Genomic DNA, 18270 nt, shown 5'->3' with positions numbered 1-18270 from the left:
GGTTAATGTGGGCCCATGAACGACGACATCCGCCCCGCACGGGACAGCGACATCGCAGCGGTGAAGGCCGTGACCGACGCGGCCTACCGCCACTACATCGAGCGCATCGGCGTCGTGCCCGCGCCCATGGAGGCCGACCACGCCGCGAACGTCGCGGCGGGCCGGGTCTTCGTCACGGGCGATCCGGTGAAGGGCGTCCTGGTCCTCGTCCCCGAGGCGGACCACCTGTATCTGGACTCGATCTCCGTCAGCCCGGAGGCGAAGGGCACCGGGGTCGGACGGCGGCTTCTGGAGTTCACCGAGGAGCGTGCGCGGGAGCTCGGACTGCCGGAGGTCCGGCTCCTCACGAACGCGATGATGTGGGAGAACCAGAAGCTGTACGAGTACTTCGGCTACGCGTTCGTGGAGCGGACGGTGACCGGCGTGTACGACCGCTTCCACTACCGCAAGGTGCTCTGAGACCGGCGTGGGTCAGCGCCCCGCGTCGGCGCCCGTTCGACCGAAACACCGCTCCAGTTCGGCGAGGTCGTAGAACTTGCTGCCCTTGGACACCGGAACGCAGCCCTGCTTGAAGGCCGTCTCCTTCTCGTTGTAGAGCATCCGTACCAGGTAGGTGCCGCCCTTGCGGAAGACGTCCCACTGGATGTTCGCGCCCAGGGGTGCCACGGAGGCGCCGCGCCAAGGATTGGAGGCGTAGGTGTAGGGCCTGCTCGCTGTGACCGCCTGTGTGCTGCCCGGCAGTTGCATCAGCGCGGCCAGCGGGATGATCTCTTCGGCGTGGGTGAAACGCAGTTCCGCGCCGAGGCTGCTCGTGCCGTCCCGGTTCGCCTCCGCCTTCTTGAAGAAGTCGTCGAGCAGCACCTGCGCCATGTTGTACGTGATGTCGCTGTCCGCGAAGCCGGGACCCTTCTCGTAGAAGTCCTCGGTGTCGCTCAGATAGCCGAACCAGGCCGCATCGCGGGCGCCGATGTACCGGTCCATGTGCCAGCCGCGCCCGCCGGGACTCTCGTCGCTCATGGCCGGGGCGATGCCGTACATGTTGTAGACCGCCGTGGCCGCGTCGACGTCGCTGCCGAGGGACGCGAACTCCCCGTCGGCGACGCGCTGCACGAAACCCGGCTTGAAGATCTTCGCGAGGAAGTTGCGGGCGGCCCGGTGCGTGGCGGGCTGGTCGGTGATGCTCTTGAGGGTGTCCGCGAGCCGCTGGTCGTTGTCGATGTAGTCCCGGTACGCGGCGCCGCCGTCGGCCTTGTGGAAGTAGAGCAGGTCCTTGTCGACGCGGGCCGCCCCGATCAGGGGCTTGAGCGCCGGAGCGGCATCGGTGAGGCCGGTGGTGAAGGCGGTGCCGCTGTCCACGGCGCGGGTCTGTCCGGAGCTGACGACGTCGATCGGCCTGCCGTCCTTCGCGATCCCCGCGAAGAGATCCGGCAGCCGCTTCTCCATCCGTACGGCGGTGTCGTGGAGTTCCCGCTGGCCGCGCCCGCTCAGATTCCCGTACCCGACCTTGGACATGGCAGCGAGGAGCGCACGCACGTCGGGCCCGAACTTCTTCCCGGTGGCGGTGAGTTGGCCCTCGCTCGCGGCCTTGTCCCACAGTGCGAGGACAAGATCCCCGTCCTCGCTGTCCGTTGCCGTCCGGGACCCGTGCCGCGAGACGTTCTCCGTGAACACCGGCACGAATCCCCTGGGCGCCGAGCGGTACGACCGGAGGTCCTGCTGCGGCGCGTAGGGCGCCTTCGTGCCGTAGCTGTCGGCCGGCCGGTCGGTGGCGTGGGCGGGGAGCGTGGTGCAGAGGAGGGAGCAGAGCCCCAGGGCGAGGGCGGGCATCGCACGATTCATGGGCGCATCGTGGCCGCCGCAGATGAACGTGCGGTGGCCATGACATGGCCCGCTCGGCGTGCGCGCGCGCCCCCGCTATGCGGCGATGTGCAGCGACTCCGTCAACTTGCCTCGCTGGGCGAGCAGTTCGAGCTCGTCCAGGGCCTGGACCGCCCGGGCCGCGGCCTGCGGGTCGCGCTCGGTGAGACCGCTCTCGGCGAACTCGTCCTCGTCGAGGCGGATGATCTGCGAGTGGTCGGCCGACACCCAGAGGTCGAGGTCCAGGTCCTCGACGGTCAGACGGTCGCCGTCGAGGACGGCGGGGCGGGTCACGTCGCAGTACCAGCCCTTGACCGAACCGTCGGCGGCCCGGACCTCCTTCACCGAGTACCAGCGGTCGCGCCAGTAGTGCTCGGTGAAGACGTCGCCCGACTCGAACCGTACGAAACCGAAGTCGCGGGGTTCGGTGCCGACCCACGGGGCGCGGACCGCGAGGTGCGTACCGTCGTCACCGAGCAGCTCGGCCGGGTAGCCGATCTTGACGCGGCCCGCCTTGGTGAGGGTGACTTCAACCGAGTTCGCGGACATGACGTACCTCCGTTGCGCAGATCTTGTATCCGAACCAGGTGTTGACCGCCAGCATCGGCGCATTGTCGGCGTCGTTGCCGGTGTACGCGTCCGTGTAGCCGGCCGCGCGGGCGCGGTGCAGCGAGTCGTTCTTGACCAGCTTCGCCAGGCCCCGGCCGCGGTGGGCGCGGCGGGTGCCGGTCATGCCCGACCAGTAGCGGGTCAGGCCGTCGGTGTTCGCGGCGCTGAACGCCGCCACCTCGCCGTCGACCACGGCCACCGACGTCAGGGCGCGGTCCAGGGCCGGGTGGTTCCAGGTGTGGGTGAGCCAGTCCTCGTAGTCCGAGAAGGTCGTGGGGACGTCGCTCGGCTCGTCGGACGTCGTCTCCGCGTCGGCCTCGAAGAGCGGGCGCGGGTCGTCCGCGAAGGCCGCGGCGGTACGCAACTCCACGCCGGAGGGCGGGGATTGGAGCTCGGGGAGCGGGGTGTTCGCCAGGTCCAGATGGAGGAAATGGGCCGGCCTGCTCGCCCGGTAGCCCCGGTGTTCGGCGAAGGTGCGGTTCGCCGGCTCGTCCAGGACCCAGGTGTAGACGGCAGTGGCACCGGCCTCGGCGAGATGGGCCTCGCCGGTCTGGGTGAGCAGCGTGCCCACGCCCCGGCCCAGGTGGTCGGGGTGGACATAGGGGTTGAGGAACCCCTGGCCCGGCTCGTCCGCGTCGTAGGCGATCCCGACCTGGGCCGTGCCGATCACCTCGCCGTCCTCCTCGGCGACCAGCATCCGGTAGCGCTTGTCGGGGTGGGCGTTGGCCAGGTCGAAGGCGACCTGCTCGGGGGTGGTCACCATGAACGGGAGCGCGGCCCGGCGGACCCGGACCCACCCCTCGCCGTCGGCGGGCCGGAAGTCACGGACGATCACAGTCATGGGCGCGACGTTACGCAGGGGGTGGCCCGGTCGCCTCTCATTTTCCCGTGGAGGACAATCGGGGCGTGACCCTGAGGATCGTGGTGGATACGAACGCGGCCGACGCCCCCTTCGAGCAGGTGCGGGCCCAGATCTCCGAACAGGCCCGCTCGGGCAGGCTCCCGGTGGGCTACCGGCTGCCCACCGTGCGGGGGCTGGCCGAGGAGTTGGGGCTGGCCGCCAATACGGTGGCGAAGGCGTACCGGGCGCTGGAGTCCGACGGGGTGATCGAGACCCGGGGACGGAACGGGACGTTCGTGGCGGCGGCGGGCGATGCGGCTGAGCGGCGCGCGGCGGAGGCGGCTCAGGCCTACGCGGACCAGGCGGTCCGCCTCGGCCTGAGCCGGAGCGCGGCGCTGGCGGCGGCGGAGAACGCGGTCCGGGCGGCGTACGCGAAGTAGAGGACCCGCGTTTTACAGGTACATCCCCTCGTTCATGCCCTGGTGCTGGGACGGGACCGAGCGCGGTGGCGTCCCGCGGCGCAGTGCGTACAGCTCCGCCAGCGTCGCCCCCTCGCGGCCGATCCCCTCCTCCGTGCCCAGCCATGCCACCGACTCCTTGCGGGTCAGCGAGCCGACCTCGATGCGCGCCAGGCAGCGGCCCGGGCGGACCACCGCCGGGTGGAGGCGTTCCAGGTCCTCGTTCGTCGTGACGCCCACCAGGACGTTGCGGCCCTGGCCGAGGAGGCCGTCCGTGAGGTTCAGGAGGCGGGACAGTGCCTGGCCCGCCGTGTGCTTCGCCTCGCCGCGGATCAGTTCGTCGCAGTCCTCCAGGAGCAGCAGACGCCAGCGGCCCTTCGCCGTGCCGTCGTCCTCGCCGATCGCGATGTCCATCAAGTAGCCGACGTCGTTGAAGAGGCGCTCCGGGTCCAGTACGCAGTCGACCTGGCACCAGTCCCGCCAGGAGCGGGCCAGCGTCCGCAGCGCGGAGGTCTTGCCCGTGCCCGGCGGTCCGTGCAGCAGGAGCAGGCGGCCCGAGATGTCGTCGGGCGTCACCTTCATCAGGCTGTCCATCGCATCGGCCACCGGCGCCGTGTAGTTGGCGCGCACCTCGTCCCACGTGCCCGCCGCGATCTGGCGGGTCGTACGGTGCGGGCCGCGGCGCGGCGAGACGTACCAGAAGCCCATCGAGACGTTCTCCGGCTGCGGTTCCGGTTCGTCCTGGGCGCCCTCGGTGACCTGCTTCAGTACGGTCGAGGCCAGGTCCTCGGTGACCGCGGTGACCGTCACGTCCGCGCCCCGGTTCCAGCGCGAGACCAGCAGCGTCCAGCCGTCGCCCTCGGCGAGCGTCGCGCTGCGGTCGTCGTCGCGGGCGGCCCGCAGGACCGTCGCTCCCGGCGGCAGCAGGGTGAGGCCCTTCTTGACCCGGTCGATGGACGAACTGTGCGAGTACGGCTGCTCACCCGTCGCGAAGCGGCCGAGGAACAGCGCGTCGACGACATCGGACGGCGAATCGCTGTCGTCGACGTTGAGCCGGATCGGCAGGGCGGCCTCAGGGTCTGCGGACATGGCGCCCATGATCCGGCACGGGGACCTCTCGTGCACCCGCTTTGTGTGTCATGGGTTACGAGGTGAAGTGACTGACGCGCTGAATCAGCGCGCCCGCCAGAACCAGCAGCAACGGCAGGGTGATCCAGTGCAGGGTGCGGATCCTGCGCAGGGTCCGCGGTCCTGGGATCGCGTACACGCGCAGCAGTTCGCGCGCCATCAGCAGGGCGGCGAGGGCGAGCGCCGCCTCCGCGCCGAGCAGTGGCCAGCCGTTCCACGAGAAGTGCGGCCACACCGGACCGGCCCGGTCGGAGGCGACCGCCGCCGCCGGTGTCGCGGGCGGCTGCTTCAGTGCGTACAGCGTGACGTCGTCGTTGGTCAGCGCCCGCCGGAGCTCCGGGCGTGCGTCCAGGGTCCGTTGCAGCCGTGGCTGCCAGGTCGAGGAGTAACCGTCGGTGACCCGGAAGTACTCCACCTGGCTGCGGTTGACGACGAGATACGCATGCGGGCCTGCACTCCGCAGCGCCTTGACCAGGCCGTCGACCAGTACCGGGTCGTGCGGCGCCGGCGTCGGTACGTAGGCGATCTTGCCCAGGTCCTTCGCGCCGCCGGGCAGCGTCGGTGTGGAGTCCCCGGGGGTGTCCGAGAGCAGGAGGAGCCGGGCCGGCGGGGTGTCGTGGGCGTAGACGTACTCCATCGCGGCGACCTCGCCCGGCCGGACGCGCTCGTACGATTCGCCGCCCCAGCGCGCCACCAGGAAGCCGCCGACCAGCAGCAGTCCGGCCACCAGTGCGGCGAGGGGTGCCAGGCTCGCCCGGTCGCGGTCCCGTTCGTCGGCGGTGATCCCGGCGCGCGGGAACAGCGCGAGCGCGGCGAGGATCGCGGCGCCGGGCAGTGCGAACGTCCAGACGCGCAGGTCGAGTTGGCCGCCGTACGACTGGACGAAGAGCCCCAGCAGCGGCACGAAGGTCACCACCAGCAGCGACTGCTCCGCGTACCCGGCGAAACGCCGTCGCCACCAGCCCCAGGCGGCGAGCGCCAGGATCCCGCCGGACAGCAACAGGCGGGTGTACAGGACCAGTTGGTGACCCGAGTCGCCCGAAGAGCCCCAGAGGGACCCGGGGAGAGGGGACGTCGGGCCCGAGAAGAGCTTCGACGGGTCGCCCGACCAGTACGGCGCGGTGAGCAGGCCGGTCCACGCGGCGGCCAGGACGCCGACGAGGAGTGGCAGCCCGCGCAGCTCGCAGCGGCGTACCAGGACCAGCCCGGTGAGCACCGCGCACAGCAGGACCGGCGCCAGCGGGTGGACGGTGACCAGTGCGACGAGGACGACCACCAGGACGCCGAGCAGGACGGCTCGCTCCCCGCGGGCGGCCACCAGCGGTTCGTTCTCGCCCGAGCCGCGCCGCACCGCCCAGGCGCGGGGCGTGCGGAACCAGACGAGCAGCACGGCCAGGAAGGTGAGGTACAGCAGGAAGGAGAGGCTCAGCGGCGAGAAGTAGTCCTGGCCGGCCCAGCCGCTCAGGGCGAAGAACCAGACGCTCGTCCACTTCGCCTTCCAGCCCGCGCGCACGGTGCGCAGGAGCAGGAACAGCGGTACCAGGCAGAGGAGTTGGAAGACGGTCGGCCACCAGCGCAGCACCACCGACAGGTCGGAGACGCCGCAGGCGTCGGCGAGGAAGGCGGCGGCCGCGGAGAACCCGGGCCAGCTGCTGAGTGCGTCCGCCTGGGGCGGGGCGGTGCCGGTCCTGGTGATGTGGTCGATCAGCCCGAGGTGCTGCCAGGCGCCGGCGAGGCGCGGCTGGGACTCCAGTACGGCGGGGAGCGCGTGCAGCGACACGACCGTGGCGAGCAGCGAGGCGGTGAGGAGCGCGGTGCGTGGCCGGTCGAGCCAGAGGAGCGAGGCGAAGGAGAGGACGAGCAGGGCGGCACCGATGAGGGTCGCCGCCGGGAGTACGGAGATCAGGCCGAGGCCGGACATCAGGTCGAGGTCGGACGCGCCGACGGTCGTCGCGGGCACCCAGTAGAGGGCGAGCGCGGCGAGCAGGAGGAGCCCTACGCCGAGTTCGGGGATCCGTTCGCCGGGGGCGGGAGGCCGTGCGACGGGTCTCTCGGCGATCGTCTCCGGCTCGCTGCCGCCGCCGGTCCTGTCGGGCCGGGTCCGCCGGTTCTGCCGGGACGGCGTGGAGGCCGCCCCGTCGGGCGAGGAGGCCCTGGCCCGCCCGGTGGACCGGTCCCGTACGGCCCAGGCGGGGAGTTGGTCGCCGTCGTCCGGGCGGCCGCGGCCGCGGCGGGTCCTGGGAGCGGGTGGTGCGCCCCCTTCGGCCCCGGCTCCACCTGCGGTTCGGGCCGGCGCCTCGGCGGGCACGGTCTCCTCCGCCTTCTCCTGCTGCTGCGGCTCCTCCATCTGTTCGTCTCCCTCCGGCACCTCGCCCGCAGGCGTGTGCCTCAGTACCCCGTACAGCCTGAATGCCGCGATCGAGGCGATGACCGTCAGGCTCGCCACCTCGGCGACCCCGACCCCCGTCAGCCCCATCGGCCCGAGCAGCGCAAGCGTCGAAGCGAGCACCAGGGCGCAGAGCCCGCCCTGCAGATACGCGAGCGGAGCGGTCCGGCTCTGGGCCCGCAGCACCGCGAAGTACAGCTCGATGACCACCCGCAGCAGCGCCCCGACCACCAGCCAGCGCAGCAGCGGCGTCGCACGGCTGGAGTAGCCCTCGCCGAAGACGTGCAGGATGTGCGGGGCCAGGACGAAGAGGAACAGGACGATCGGCACCACGATCTTGACCATCCGCAGCAGCGCCGCGCGCGCGTTGCGCCCCAGCCGGGCCGGATCGTGCGCGCCCTCGACGGTCAGCGAGGCGCCCATGTTGATCGCGAGGATCTCGACCGTGCCGCCGATGGTGGCGGCGATGTAGAAGTACGCGTTGTCGGCGGAGCTGATCTGGGAGGCGACGATCACCGGGATCAGATAGACGACCGCGAGCGCGAAGAGCGACCCCGTGCAGTCGCCGGCCAGAAAGCGCCCCAACTCCCGGTAGGACGGCGGGTTCGCGGTCTCCACCGTCAGTTCCACATGGCGTGGCACCAGCCTGCGGAAGACCATCCAGCCGAGCGGCAGCACGGACGCCGCGATGGCCGCCACCCAGGAGACGAAGACGCCCGACGTCGGGAGCGCCACGGCGACCGCGACGAGCAGGAGCAGCTTGACCGCGGAGAAGACCGTGTTGCCGACCGGCACCCAGAAGGCGCTGCGCAGCCCGGTCAGCACGCCGTCCTGGAGCGTGAGCAGCGACCAGGCGATCACCGCGACGACGAAGCCGAGCTTGTTCACGGGATCGTGCAGGAAGCGGTACGAGGGCCCCCAGATGTCCAGCGTCAGCAGGAAGATCACCGCGGCGATCCCCACGACCGCCGAACTCCCCGCGTACGTACGGAAGATGAGCTGCCCCGTGGTCCTGCCCGCCACCGGGATGAAGCGGGCGAGCGCCCCCGTCAGCGTCACGGCTGTGATGCCCGCCAGGAACTTCATCGCAGCGATCGCGGCGGAGCCCTGGCCGACCGCCGAGGCAGAGTAGTAGTGGGCGGCGGCCAGCCAGAAGCCGAGTCCCAGGACCGCGCTGACCCCCGTATTGATCATCAGGGCATAGGCGTTGCGGAAGAGCGGGATCCCGCCGCGTTCCTTCTTCACCACCGTCCCCGGTGGCTGCGGCGGGTCCTCTACCTGGGTGGTTCGCGCGTCAGACACGACTCCTGGTGACCTTCCGGCCGGCCGATGTGACTCTGCGGACCAGGGCGTACCCCTTGGTCAGGGCACGGTCCCCGGCGAAGTTGCGGGCGATGCCGCGGCCTTCGACCAGCCGCTCGAACTCCTCGGCACCGGTGCTGCGCCGTACGGTGACCCGCTCCAGGGCGTACGGTCCCTGCCTGCGCACCGCGAGCGCGTTGCCGACGGCGAGGGCCTGGGCGAAGCCCGCCTCGCGGACGGTGCGGCGCACGCTGCGGCTGGAGTAGCCGTAGGGGTACGCGAAGGAGACGGGCTCGGCGCCGAGTTCGTCGGCGATGATCTGGCGGCACCGCAGCGTCTCGAACCACACCTGTTCACCGCTGAGTTGGTCCATCTGGGGATGGCTGTGGGTGTGCCCGCCGATCTCCGTCCCCGCGGCGGCGAGCTCGCGCACCTGGTCCCAGTCGAGCATGGTGTCCAGGGCCCCGCCGACGTCGTGACGACCGCGCAGCCACCCCGTCGAGACGAACAGGGTGGAGGCGAAGCCGTGTTGGGCGAGGACGGGGAGGGCGTGCCGGTGCACGCCTTCGTAACCGTCGTCGAAGGTGATGAGGACCGGGCGGGGCGGGAGCGCTCCCGACGACCGCCAGGCACCGGCGAGCTGTGCCGTGGTGAGCGGGGTGAAGCCGCGTTCGGCGAGCAGCTCCATCTGCTCGCCGAACGCCTCGGGGGAGACCGAGAGCCCGTACGCCGCCTTCGCCGGGCGGTGCCCGACCGCGTGGTACATCAGGATCGGTACGGGCCCGTTCATGCGGCCGCCTCCTCTGTCTCCTCCCGCTCTGTCTTCTCCTGCTCCGCCTCCCCGGCTGGTACGCCGATGGGCGCGACCGTGAAGGTGGCGCCGCCCCGGCGGGCACGCAGCGACCCGAGGACGTAGCCGCCGGCCGCCACCGCGACCCCCGTCACGATGGCGCCCGCCCGGCCCGCGCCCCCCGCGCGGCCGAGCGTGAAGTCGCGCAGCCCGCGCACGACACCGGCGGGCAGCACCCGGGTGGTGTAGCGGCGTTCGGACTCAAGTCCCTTGTCCGCGCCCACACTTCGGGCGACCAGTGCCTTGGAGAGGCCTTCCGCGTAGGCCCGGGTCCTGAAGTACCCGAACCGCTCCCGGACGAGCGGCACCTTGTGGTGGATGACCGCACGGTCGTCGATCAGCAGCACCGCGTCCGGGATCGCCTTCGCGAGACGGATGCAGAGCTCGGTCTCCTCGCAGCCCAGCGGCCGCTTGTCGCCGTCCCTGCCGATGCCGGTGGCGAATCCGCCCGCGGCGTCGAAGGCCTCCCTGCGGAAGGAGGCGTTCCCGCCGAGCACGTTGCGCACCCGTACCTTGCCCGGGGGCAGTCCTCGGTACGTACACCCGACGACCCAGTCGAACTCCTCCGGGAACCATGCCGGCCTGCGCCCTGATGCCCAGGCCGGCATGGTCCTCCCCCCGACGGCCATCACCCGCGGATCGTCGTACCCGGCGGCGAAGTGCAGCAGCCAGTCGCGCTCGGCCACCGCGTCGTCGTCGAGGAAGGCGATGATCGCGCCGCGGGCGGCGGCGATGCCTGTGTTGCGGCCCGCGGAGAGGCCGCGGGGGCCCGCGTTGGCGAGCACCCGCACCCCGCCCTCGCGCGCGTGCTCCTTGTACTCCTGGCCGAGTCTGACGAGCAGCGCCGGATTGTGATCGACGACCAGCAGCGTCTCGAGCGCAGGCAGCGACTGCCGTGCCACCGAGTCGACGGCCGCCAGGATGTCCTCCCAGCGGTCCTCGGTGTACACGCAGATCACCACGGATAAGTCCGTCGTGCTCAAGGCGTCTCTCCCCGCCCGGAGTTGAGACCGATCGCCTGCGGCCGGCTCTTCGGGCGCCGGGTCGCCTTCTCGCTCAGGATGACCTTGAGCACCCGGATGCCGTCGCGCACGGCGCTGAGGTTGGAGACACCGTGGATCCGGTTGTACTCGTAGCTCGGCACCTCCTGGACGCGCAGCCCGGCCTTGACGACCCGGATGTTGAAGAGCGTCTCGATCTCGAAGCCGGTGCAGTCCAGGACGACGTCGTCCAGGACGTGCTTCCAGAAGGCGTTGTAGCCGTAGCAGAGGTCGGTGTAGCGGGCGCCGAACTTGCGGTTGACGATGGTGCAGAGCGCCCAGTTGCCGAACTTGCGGATCGGCGTCATGTCGTCCGTGCCGCCGCCGTTGGCGAAGCGCGAGCCCTTGGCGAAGTCCGCGCCGCCGACGAGCGCCGAGACGTAGCTGACGATCTCCTGGCCGTCGGCGGAGCCGTCCGCGTCGACCATCACGATGATCTCGCCGGTGCAGGCGGCGAAGCCGCTGGTCAGTGCGTCTCCCTTGCCCTTGCCGACCTGCTTGACGACCACGACGTCGGACCGCAGTTCGCGGGCGACCTTGACGGTGTCGTCGGTGGAGTTGCCGTCCACCAGGACCACTTCGTGGATCCAGTCGGGCAGGGACTTGAAGACGTACGGGAGATTCTTCGCCTCATTCATGGCGGGAATCACGACGCTCACCAAAGGTGCAATGGCGAGGTGCGAGGAGACCGGCTTGTACTGTGCGGGTATTCGAACGACAGCGGTCTCGACCGAATTCCCGTTCCCCGACGACTCGGTTAACTGATCTTGTCCCGGAACTGCCGGGCGCAGAAATGAACTCATGGATCTATTCCCTCTCCACCGGTGGACCGCCCGCCCCCGGGCAGTCCGGACGAATGTCCGGTTCGAAAGGGGGGTTCACACCCGGGCATGACGGAACAGCGCTCCGTGCATGCTGGGTGAGCTGGCATTACTGCTTGCGCGGCCCGTGTCTCGGCAGAACTTCGGTCACCGAGTACGGCACCCCCCTACCGCGCTCCCTCACCGGTTGCCATCGCGACGCTTGAGCCCTCCCCTAGAGCCGCTTATTCATGATGGTCCGATGCGGGTGGATGTACGACGGTATTGACGTTTGGCACTGTATGGCAAGACCTGGAACGCGGCCTCACGCTTTTGTGATATTGACCGGACTTTCGCGATCAATTTCGGAATTTACTGTTCCTGTTCTGCGCCGTACCAGAGCCGGCAGGAAGAGGAGCGAACTGATCACGGCCACTGCCGCGACTCCGCCCCGGACCGACCACATGTGCGTGGCCAGCATGGTTTCCGCGATGAGCAGATCGAGAGCGACTGCTCCTGCGGAAGACGCCACCACGCGCCCGAATGGTTCCAGTCCGCGCAGATTCGTCGAGAGTGCGCCTGCGGGAGCCATCAGGAGGAAGAAAAGTGCAAAGGGTGCGCGCAGCGGCGAGGCCAGATCGGCGAGCGCCAGAACGGCGCCGACCGCGGAGACGGCGAGCGCCGCACCCGCGAGCGCGGGAAGCGAGTCGGACCATGCGCTTGATCTACTGCCATGTGTCTGCATAGGCGACGATTCCCCCCGAAGCGTCGGATGCCGGGCTTCAATGTGGCGCAGCCTGTCGGCCCCCGTCAAGCACGCAGCCGATACGCACGGTCACTCAGGGGTGTGGGCCACCTCCTGGGTCCCAGCGACCCCGTACGTTCAACTCCGTTTCATTACAAGGGTGTTAAGGGGTGGACGGTTGAGCGAAGGGTGAAAGCTTGACATGAACACTTCCGCTTCCACCTACTGGCTGGTACGAAAGACGAGGCGGAAATCCTGCTAAGGGAGGTTCCATGAAACTGTCCCGATTCGCGGCATACGTCTCGTCGTTCGTCCTTGCCGCCGTCTTCGCCCTCACCGGGGCGGGCGTGGCACATGCCGCTCAACAGGCCGACTCCACCGACTACGTGGCGCTCGGGGACTCGTACTCCTCGGGTGTCGGCGCAGGCAGCTACGACAGCGCCAGTGGTTCCTGCAAGCGCTCCACCGTGGCCTACCCGGCCCTGTGGGCCGCCGCCCATTCACCCGCCTCGTTCGCGTTCGCCGCTTGCTCGGGCGCCCGTACGGGTGATGTTCTCTCCGGCCAGCTCGGCTCGCTCAACTCCTCCACCGACCTCGTCTCGATCACCATCGGCGGCAATGACGCCGGCTTCTCCGACGTCATGACCACCTGCGTCACCTCCTCGGACGCCACCTGCGTCAACCGCGTCAACCAGGCGCGCAGTTACGTCGACACGACCCTCCCGGGCCGGCTCGACCAGGTGTACTCGGCGATCAGCGCCAGAGCCCCCGCGGCGCACGTCGCCGTCCTCGGATACCCGCGCTTCTACAAGATCGGCGGCAGCTGCATCGCCGGTCTGAGCGACACCAAGCGTGCCGCGATCAACGGCGCGGCCGACTACCTCAACGCGGCGACCGCAAAGAGGGCGGCCGACCACGGCTTCTCCTTCGGTGATGTCACCGGGACCTTCACCGGCCACGAGATCTGCTCGTCGAACTCCTGGCTGCACAGCCTCAACTGGCTCGACATCGGCATCTCCTACCACCCGACCGCCGCAGGGCAGTCGGGCGGCTACCTGCCCGTCCTCAACTCGACGGACTAGCGCTCCCGTCCGAGGAGGAGGTCCCGCCCGTCGGGGTCTCCTCCTTGCACGTCACCGAGAAATGCACCGGGTCGGACGTCACCTGGACCGGAGAGCGGACCTCCACCCGGATCTGGTCGCTGACCGTCCCGTTCGCCTCGTACTTCAGCTCGGTGTGGTTGACCTGCCGGGACTTCTCCGAGGCCGCGAACTGCAGGTGCTGCCACCCCGGGTCCGATCCCCCTCCGTTCGCGAGGACCCAGCGGTACTCGACGGTGACCGGCGAACGGCCGACCGTGAAGACCGCCGTGAACGCCGGAGCCTGCTCCTCGGACGGCGGGCACGTACCCGAATAACTCCCGCGCACGGTCTGGAGATACACCTGCACCGACTGCGCGGGCCGGCTGCTCTTCGTGCTGCCGCCCCCGCCTGCCGGCGTACTTGGACTGCTGCTCTCCGAGGTCGGTGTCTCCGAGGGCGTGGCGGTGCCGGTGTTCGGCGCGGACGTCGCGGGCCCGCCGGAAGAGGAGGAGCCGGTCTGGCCTTTGTTGCTGTCGCCGTTGTCGTGCAGCAGCGCCCAGGCGATCCCGCCACCCGCCAGCGCCAGTACGGCGATCCCGGCCGCCAGCACCAGACCCGCCCGCCGCGGCCGGGTCTGCGTCATCGGCGTGGTCGGACCGGTGGCGGAAGCGGAAGTCACGGGGTACGGCGGCGGGACCGGGGTCGGCGAGGGACGGTACGGCGGGGGAGTGCTCGCCGTCATCGTCGGGCCGAACGGCCCGACGGCGGCCACCGTGGGCGCCGTCGCCGTACCTCCCGCGGCCACCTCCCGCAGCATCCGGTCCGCCTCCGCGGCACTGATCCGGTCAGCCGGGTTCTTGCGCAGCAACCCTTCGATCACCGGTGCCAGCGCGCCCGCCCTGCGCGGCGGCGGCAACTCCTCGTCGACCACCGCGCGGAGCGTGGAGAGCGGGGTGTCCTGGCGGAACGGCGTACTGCCCTCCACTGTCGCGTACAGCATCACGCCCAGCGCCCAGAGGTCCGACGCGGGCCCCGCCGCCTGCCCCAGCGCCCGCTCAGGGGCGAGGTAGTCGGGGGAGCCGATCAGCTCGCCCGTCATGGTGAGCGCGGAGGTGCCCTCGACCATGGCGATGCCGAAGTCGGTCAGCACCACCCGCCCGTCGTTGCCGATCAGCACATTGCCCGGCTTCACGTCACGGTGCAGGACCCCCGCGTCGTGCGCGCTCCGCAGGGCGGCGAGCACCTCGGCCCCGATGTGCGCGGCGCGCTGCGGCGGCAGCGGACCGTCCGCCTCCAGTACGTCGGAGAGCGAGAGCCCGCGCACCAGCTCCATCACGATCCACGGGCGGCCGTCGTGCGCGGCCACGTCGTACACCGTCACCACATTGCGGTGGGTGATGCGGGCCGCGGCCCAGGCCTCGCGCTCCAGCCGGTCGTAGAGCCTGCGCACGTCACCGGTGGGCAGCCCGCCGGGTGCGCGCACCTCCTTGACGGCGACCTCGCGGCCGAGCACCTCGTCGCGGGCGCGCCAGACGACGCCCATCCCGCCTTGGCCCAGTTGGCCCAGCAGCCGGTAACGGCCGGCCACCACCCGTTGGTCGTCCGGTACTTCGGTCACGGGCGAGCCCCCATCCCGGTGGAAATCACTCAAAGCTAGCTCAACTCGGGGTTGCCGACGCCTCTTTGGGTAGAAGCTCCGTGTCAACCGCATACCGGTGCGGTGAATCCTGCGCCCGGGATACACGAGTGTCACGAGGGGGCGATAGGGTTACCCTGCCCGGGCCGGGTGCCCTCGAACGGGTGGGGAGTGACATGGAACAGATAACAGTGCGCAGCAGGCCGCGAGTGCCTGCGATCACGTGCGGAAGCAGCGCGACCAGCTCGCGTCTCGACCGCCATCTCTCGGTGCTTGGCGGCCCTGCCGTCCCGCAGCGCGAGTCGGCAGAGGCGACGTCGCTGATGCGTGAGCTCACCTCGCGTGACGTCGCGCACTCCCGCACTGCCAAGGGAGCGCGGGTCAAGCTCTTCGCGCCGCTGCGGCGGCTGCGCCGCTCGCTGTTCGGCAGCCGCGGCTGACCCTTCGCACCATCCGTCGGTAGCAGACGCTCAGGCGATCACACCGTCCCGGCGCAACGCTGCTCTCCGCCCTTCTGTCATTCCCAGGGCGCTCAGCAGCGTGTCGGTGTGCTCGCCCAGAGTCGGTACCGCCCCCATCGAGGGGTCCTCTCCGCCCGGCAGATTGACCGGCGGCAGCAGGGCCCGCAGCGGCCCCACGGCCGTCTCCACCTCCCGCCACCGGTCCCGTGCGGCCAGTTGGGGATGCGCGGCCACGTCCGCGACGGTGTTGAGACGGGCGCATGCGATGCCCGCCCCCTCCAGCCGCTTCACCGCCTCCCCGGCGTTCAGCGGGGCCAGCGCGGCCGCCACGACCGCGTCGGTCCGCTCCCGGTGCGCCGTCCGTGCGGCGTTCGTGGCGAAGTCGGGGTCGGCCGCCAACTCAGGTTGCTCCAGGATCTGTTCGGCAAGCCGCCGCCACTCCCGGTCGTTCTGTACGGAGAGCAGCACCTGCCCGCCGTCCGCCGTGCCGTAGGCGTTGTACGGCGCGATCACGGCGTGCGCCACACCCGTGCGCGCCGGTGCCTCACCCCCATGCATCCCATGGTGCAGCGGATGTCCCATCCACTCCGCGAGGCACTCCAGCATCGAGATCTCCACCGGCCCGCCGAGCCCGGTCGTCGCCCGCCGAAGCAGGGCCGCGAGCACCCCCGAGAAGGCGTACATCGCCGCCGAGATGTCGGCCGCGGGGATCCCCGCCTTCACCGGCTGCCCGGGGGTGCCGGTCACCGAGACCAGGCCCGCCTCGCACTGCACGAGCATGTCGTACGCGCGCTTGTCGGCGTACGGTCCGCCCGCCCCGTACCCGGAGATGTCCACGGCGACCAGCCGCGGATGCAGCGCACAGAGCGTCGCCGCGTCGAGTCCGAGCCGGGCGGCCGCGCCCTGGGCGAGGTTCTGCACGAACACATCGGCCCCGGCGACGAGTTGACGTGCGATCTCCAGGCCGCGCGGGTCCTTCAGATCGAGGGCGACGGACTCCTTGCCGCGGTTGCACCAGACGAAATGCGAGGCGAGACCGCCGGCGGCCGTGTCGTAACCGCGGGCGAAGTCACCGCCGTCGGGGCGCTCGATCTTGATGACGCGTGCGCCGAGATCTCCAAGTTGGCGCGTGGCGAAGGGGGCCGAGACGGCCTGCTCCACGGCGACGACCGTGATGCCTGCGAGGGGAAGCGGCTGAATGCTCATGATCACCACATCTATCGTGTACGTAACATCTTTGTCATCCCAAGATGTTGACGGGGAAAACAACGAGGGCCAGGGTGCTGATCGTTCGGCTCAGACACCGGTCTCACCCTCGGAGGCGTACGTGTGCGATCTGCACGATCAGCATGAGCACGGAACCACGGCAGCGGCAGGCGGCCCGACCCTCAGCCGCCGGAAGATCATGCAACTCCTGGGCGCGGCAGGGGTGGCCACCGCCGTGATGACCGCGGAGGCGGACCCCGCGATGGCGGCCGCCGCCGACGACGCGACGTCCGACGCGAGCGGCTATCAGGCACCGACAGGTCTGGCCGAGGACAGTCCGGCCAAACAGTCCGCGCTCGGCTGGATCGACTCCAACTCCTCGCGCATCCTCGGCCTCAACGACGAGATCTGGGAGAACGCCGAACTCAGCCTGCGCGAGTGGAACTCCTCCCTCGCCGAGGCCGCCTTCCTGGAGAAGGCGGGCTTCCACGTGGAGTTCGGCACCGCCGGATTCCCGACCGCCTTCACCGCGACGTACACCTACGGCAGCGGCGGCCCGGTCCTCGGCTTCAGCGGCGAGTACGACGCCCTGCCCGGCCTCTCCCAGCGCAAGGGCGTCGGCCACCACGACCCCCTCGAATACATTCACGACCCCTTCGCGCCTGGCTACGGACCCGGCCACGGCTGCGGCCACAGCGCCCTCGGTACGGCGGCCGCCGCAGCCGCCTCCGCCGTCGCCCAGGCGGCCCGCCGCCACCGGCTCCCGGTCACGGTGAAGTTCTTCGGCTCCACCGCGGAGGAGGCGCTGATCGGCAAGACGTACGCGGTGAGCAAGGGCGTCTACAAGGGCCTGGACGCCTTCCTGGACTGGCACCCCTCCACCGCCAACGCCACGGGCTGGGGCTCCACCACGGCGATGACCGCGGTGACGTTCACCTTCCTGGGGGTCGCGGGCCACGGCGGCACCCCGCTCGGCAACAAGAGCGCACTGGACGCGGCCGTGATGACGGCGACCATGTCGGAGTTCCTGCGCGAGGAGAACCTCGCCCCCTCGGGACGCCTCCACTGGGTGATCAACAACGGTGGCGACATCCCCAACGTCACCCCGGAGATCGCCGAGATCTCGTACTACGTACGCGAAGGCAGCCCGGCCCGCGTCCAGGTCCTGCTCGACAAGGTGATCGCCGTGGCCGGGGCGGCGGCCACGGCCAGCCAGACCACCGTCCGTCACCGGATCACGTCGGCCTGCTGGAACCAGCTGCCGTCGCGCTCGTTCTCCGAGCTGCTGTACGAGAACATGCGGCAGATCGGGCCGCCCGACTTCACCGACGAGGCCCACGCCCTCGCCAAGGCCCTCCAGGAGTCGCTCGGCCTGCCGCAGCAGGGCATGCACAACAAGGTCGGCGAGCTCGCTCCGCCCAACCCGGCGTTCCTGGGCGGCGGTTCGACCGATGTCGCCGACATCTCCTGGAACGTGCCGACCGTTTCGATGGGCGCAGCCCTTGCCCCCATCGGCACCAAGATGCACACCTGGTCCACCGCCGCCTGCGCGGCGGCCGCCCCCGGCCGGGCCGCCGTGCTCGCCGCGGCGAAGTACCTGGCCGCGACCGCGGTCGATCTGATCACCCAGCCGGAGCGACTGGCCGAGCTGAAGGCGGAGTTCGCCGAACGCACGAAGGGAGTGCAGTGGCGGACGGCGCTGCCCGAGGGCTATGAGCCGCCGATGTACGAGCCGCCCGCCTGGTTCCTGAAGAAGACCGGGCAGAAGTGGCCGCCCAAGAACATCACCTGGCCGCCGCAGCGGATCGTCTCGCAGGAGAAGCTCTCCTCGCTCGGTCCGGATCTCGCGCCGCAGACATAGCCGCCCGC

The 18270-nt window shown here is 70.5% G+C and carries 16 protein-coding genes; 5 read left to right on the top strand and 11 right to left on the bottom strand.

Going from position 1 to position 18270, the window contains the following annotated elements; all coding sequences use genetic code 11:
• The first annotated feature begins 15 nt into the window (after positions 1–15).
• On the top strand, positions 16–459 hold the full coding sequence (locus OG707_RS05675; protein WP_329115008.1) for a GNAT family N-acetyltransferase: 444 nt from the start codon (positions 16–18) through the stop codon (positions 457–459).
• 12 nt (positions 460–471) lie between these two features.
• On the opposite strand, the gene OG707_RS05670 is transcribed toward OG707_RS05675, so the two are convergent.
• From OG707_RS05670 to OG707_RS05660, 3 genes are all read right to left on the bottom strand, one after another.
• Positions 472–1839: a histidine-type phosphatase gene (locus tag OG707_RS05670; RefSeq protein ID WP_329115006.1), complete on the bottom strand. Its 1368-nt coding sequence runs from the start codon at positions 1837–1839 to the stop codon at positions 472–474.
• 75 nt (positions 1840–1914) lie between these two features.
• A complete protein-coding gene (locus OG707_RS05665) occupies positions 1915–2406 on the bottom strand; it encodes a DUF402 domain-containing protein (RefSeq protein ID WP_329115004.1) in 492 nt (163 codons plus the stop codon).
• Positions 2387–3307: a GNAT family N-acetyltransferase gene (locus OG707_RS05660; protein ID WP_329115002.1), complete on the bottom strand. Its 921-nt coding sequence runs from the start codon at positions 3305–3307 to the stop codon at positions 2387–2389. The genes OG707_RS05665 and OG707_RS05660 overlap by 20 nt, the downstream gene beginning before the upstream one ends.
• Positions 3308–3372: 65 nt before the next feature.
• On the opposite strand from OG707_RS05660, the gene OG707_RS05655 reads away from it, so the two are divergent.
• Positions 3373–3747: a GntR family transcriptional regulator gene (locus tag OG707_RS05655; protein WP_329115000.1), complete on the top strand. Its 375-nt coding sequence runs from the start codon at positions 3373–3375 to the stop codon at positions 3745–3747.
• A 12-nt stretch (positions 3748–3759) separates the two neighbouring features.
• Here OG707_RS05655 and OG707_RS05650 read toward each other — a convergent pair whose 3' ends face one another.
• The 6 genes from OG707_RS05650 to OG707_RS05625 form a co-directional block, all read right to left on the bottom strand.
• Entirely contained in the window at positions 3760–4854 is a 1095-nt protein-coding gene (locus OG707_RS05650) for a DUF5925 domain-containing protein (RefSeq protein ID WP_329114998.1), read from the bottom strand.
• 55 nt (positions 4855–4909) lie between these two features.
• Positions 4910–8581, bottom strand: a complete 3672-nt coding sequence (locus tag OG707_RS05645) for a lipopolysaccharide biosynthesis protein (RefSeq protein ID WP_443071267.1) — start codon at positions 8579–8581, stop codon at positions 4910–4912.
• The gene (locus OG707_RS05640) at positions 8574–9371 is read right to left on the bottom strand and encodes a polysaccharide deacetylase family protein (protein WP_329114995.1); all 798 of its coding nucleotides are present in this window, start codon (positions 9369–9371) and stop codon (positions 8574–8576) included. Before OG707_RS05640 ends, OG707_RS05645 begins: the two co-directional genes overlap by 8 nt.
• Entirely contained in the window at positions 9368–10414 is a 1047-nt protein-coding gene (locus tag OG707_RS05635) for a glycosyltransferase family 2 protein (RefSeq protein WP_329114993.1), read from the bottom strand. Before OG707_RS05635 ends, OG707_RS05640 begins: the two co-directional genes overlap by 4 nt.
• On the bottom strand, positions 10411–11274 hold the full coding sequence (locus tag OG707_RS05630) for a glycosyltransferase family 2 protein (protein ID WP_329114991.1): 864 nt from the start codon (positions 11272–11274) through the stop codon (positions 10411–10413). Before OG707_RS05630 ends, OG707_RS05635 begins: the two co-directional genes overlap by 4 nt.
• A gap of 322 nt (positions 11275–11596) precedes the next feature.
• Positions 11597–12016, bottom strand: coding sequence for a hypothetical protein (locus OG707_RS05625; RefSeq protein WP_329114989.1), 420 nt, complete (start codon positions 12014–12016; stop codon positions 11597–11599).
• 272 nt (positions 12017–12288) lie between these two features.
• Between OG707_RS05625 and OG707_RS05620 the strand changes: the two genes are divergently transcribed.
• Complete coding sequence (locus OG707_RS05620; protein ID WP_329114987.1) at positions 12289–13098, top strand: SGNH/GDSL hydrolase family protein; 810 nt, start codon at positions 12289–12291, stop codon at positions 13096–13098.
• Here the strand turns inward: OG707_RS05620 and OG707_RS05615 are convergent.
• Positions 13082–14716 carry a serine/threonine-protein kinase gene (locus tag OG707_RS05615; RefSeq protein ID WP_329114984.1) on the bottom strand — a complete coding sequence of 545 codons (1635 nt, stop codon included), beginning with the start codon at positions 14714–14716 and terminating at the stop codon, positions 13082–13084. The genes OG707_RS05620 and OG707_RS05615 overlap by 17 nt on opposite strands.
• 194 nt (positions 14717–14910) lie before the next feature.
• Here OG707_RS05615 and OG707_RS05610 point away from each other — a divergent pair, with 194 nt between their 5' ends.
• Positions 14911–15174, top strand: a complete 264-nt coding sequence (locus OG707_RS05610) for a hypothetical protein (protein WP_329114982.1) — start codon at positions 14911–14913, stop codon at positions 15172–15174.
• Positions 15175–15204: 30 nt separating this feature from the next.
• On the opposite strand, the gene OG707_RS05605 is transcribed toward OG707_RS05610, so the two are convergent.
• Positions 15205–16401 (bottom strand): CaiB/BaiF CoA transferase family protein, encoded by a 1197-nt coding sequence (locus tag OG707_RS05605; protein ID WP_329114980.1) that lies wholly within the window; start codon positions 16399–16401, stop codon positions 15205–15207.
• Positions 16402–16522: 121 nt separating this feature from the next.
• On the opposite strand from OG707_RS05605, the gene OG707_RS05600 reads away from it, so the two are divergent.
• Complete coding sequence (locus OG707_RS05600) at positions 16523–18262, top strand: amidohydrolase (protein ID WP_329114978.1); 1740 nt, start codon at positions 16523–16525, stop codon at positions 18260–18262.
• Positions 18263–18270: the final 8 nt, after the last annotated feature.

This window comes from Streptomyces sp. NBC_01465 (assembly GCF_036227325.1).
Classification (GTDB): Bacteria; Actinomycetota; Actinomycetes; order Streptomycetales; family Streptomycetaceae; genus Streptomyces.
The sequence above is the reverse complement of the archived record's forward strand: the minus strand, read 5'-3'. Positions and strand labels throughout refer to the sequence as shown.

What these genes read in the sequence shown, in the direction of transcription:
- OG707_RS05620 (WP_329114987.1), top strand. Translation starts at nt 12,289, where the DNA reads ATGAAACTGTCCCGATTCGCGGCATACGTCTCGTCGTTCGTCCTTGCC.
- OG707_RS05610 (WP_329114982.1), top strand. Translation starts at nt 14,911, where the DNA reads ATGGAACAGATAACAGTGCGCAGCAGGCCGCGAGTGCCTGCGATCACG.
- OG707_RS05650 (WP_329114998.1), bottom strand. Translation starts at nt 4,854, where the DNA reads ATGTCCGCAGACCCTGAGGCCGCCCTGCCGATCCGGCTCAACGTCGAC.
- OG707_RS05625 (WP_329114989.1), bottom strand. Translation starts at nt 12,016, where the DNA reads ATGCAGACACATGGCAGTAGATCAAGCGCATGGTCCGACTCGCTTCCC.
- OG707_RS05605 (WP_329114980.1), bottom strand. Translation starts at nt 16,401, where the DNA reads ATGAGCATTCAGCCGCTTCCCCTCGCAGGCATCACGGTCGTCGCCGTG.
- OG707_RS05630 (WP_329114991.1), bottom strand. Translation starts at nt 11,274, where the DNA reads ATGAGTTCATTTCTGCGCCCGGCAGTTCCGGGACAAGATCAGTTAACC.
- OG707_RS05665 (WP_329115004.1), bottom strand. Translation starts at nt 2,406, where the DNA reads ATGTCCGCGAACTCGGTTGAAGTCACCCTCACCAAGGCGGGCCGCGTC.
- OG707_RS05640 (WP_329114995.1), bottom strand. Translation starts at nt 9,371, where the DNA reads ATGAACGGGCCCGTACCGATCCTGATGTACCACGCGGTCGGGCACCGC.
- OG707_RS05675 (WP_329115008.1), top strand. Translation starts at nt 16, where the DNA reads ATGAACGACGACATCCGCCCCGCACGGGACAGCGACATCGCAGCGGTG.
- OG707_RS05660 (WP_329115002.1), bottom strand. Translation starts at nt 3,307, where the DNA reads ATGACTGTGATCGTCCGTGACTTCCGGCCCGCCGACGGCGAGGGGTGG.
- OG707_RS05670 (WP_329115006.1), bottom strand. Translation starts at nt 1,839, where the DNA reads ATGAATCGTGCGATGCCCGCCCTCGCCCTGGGGCTCTGCTCCCTCCTC.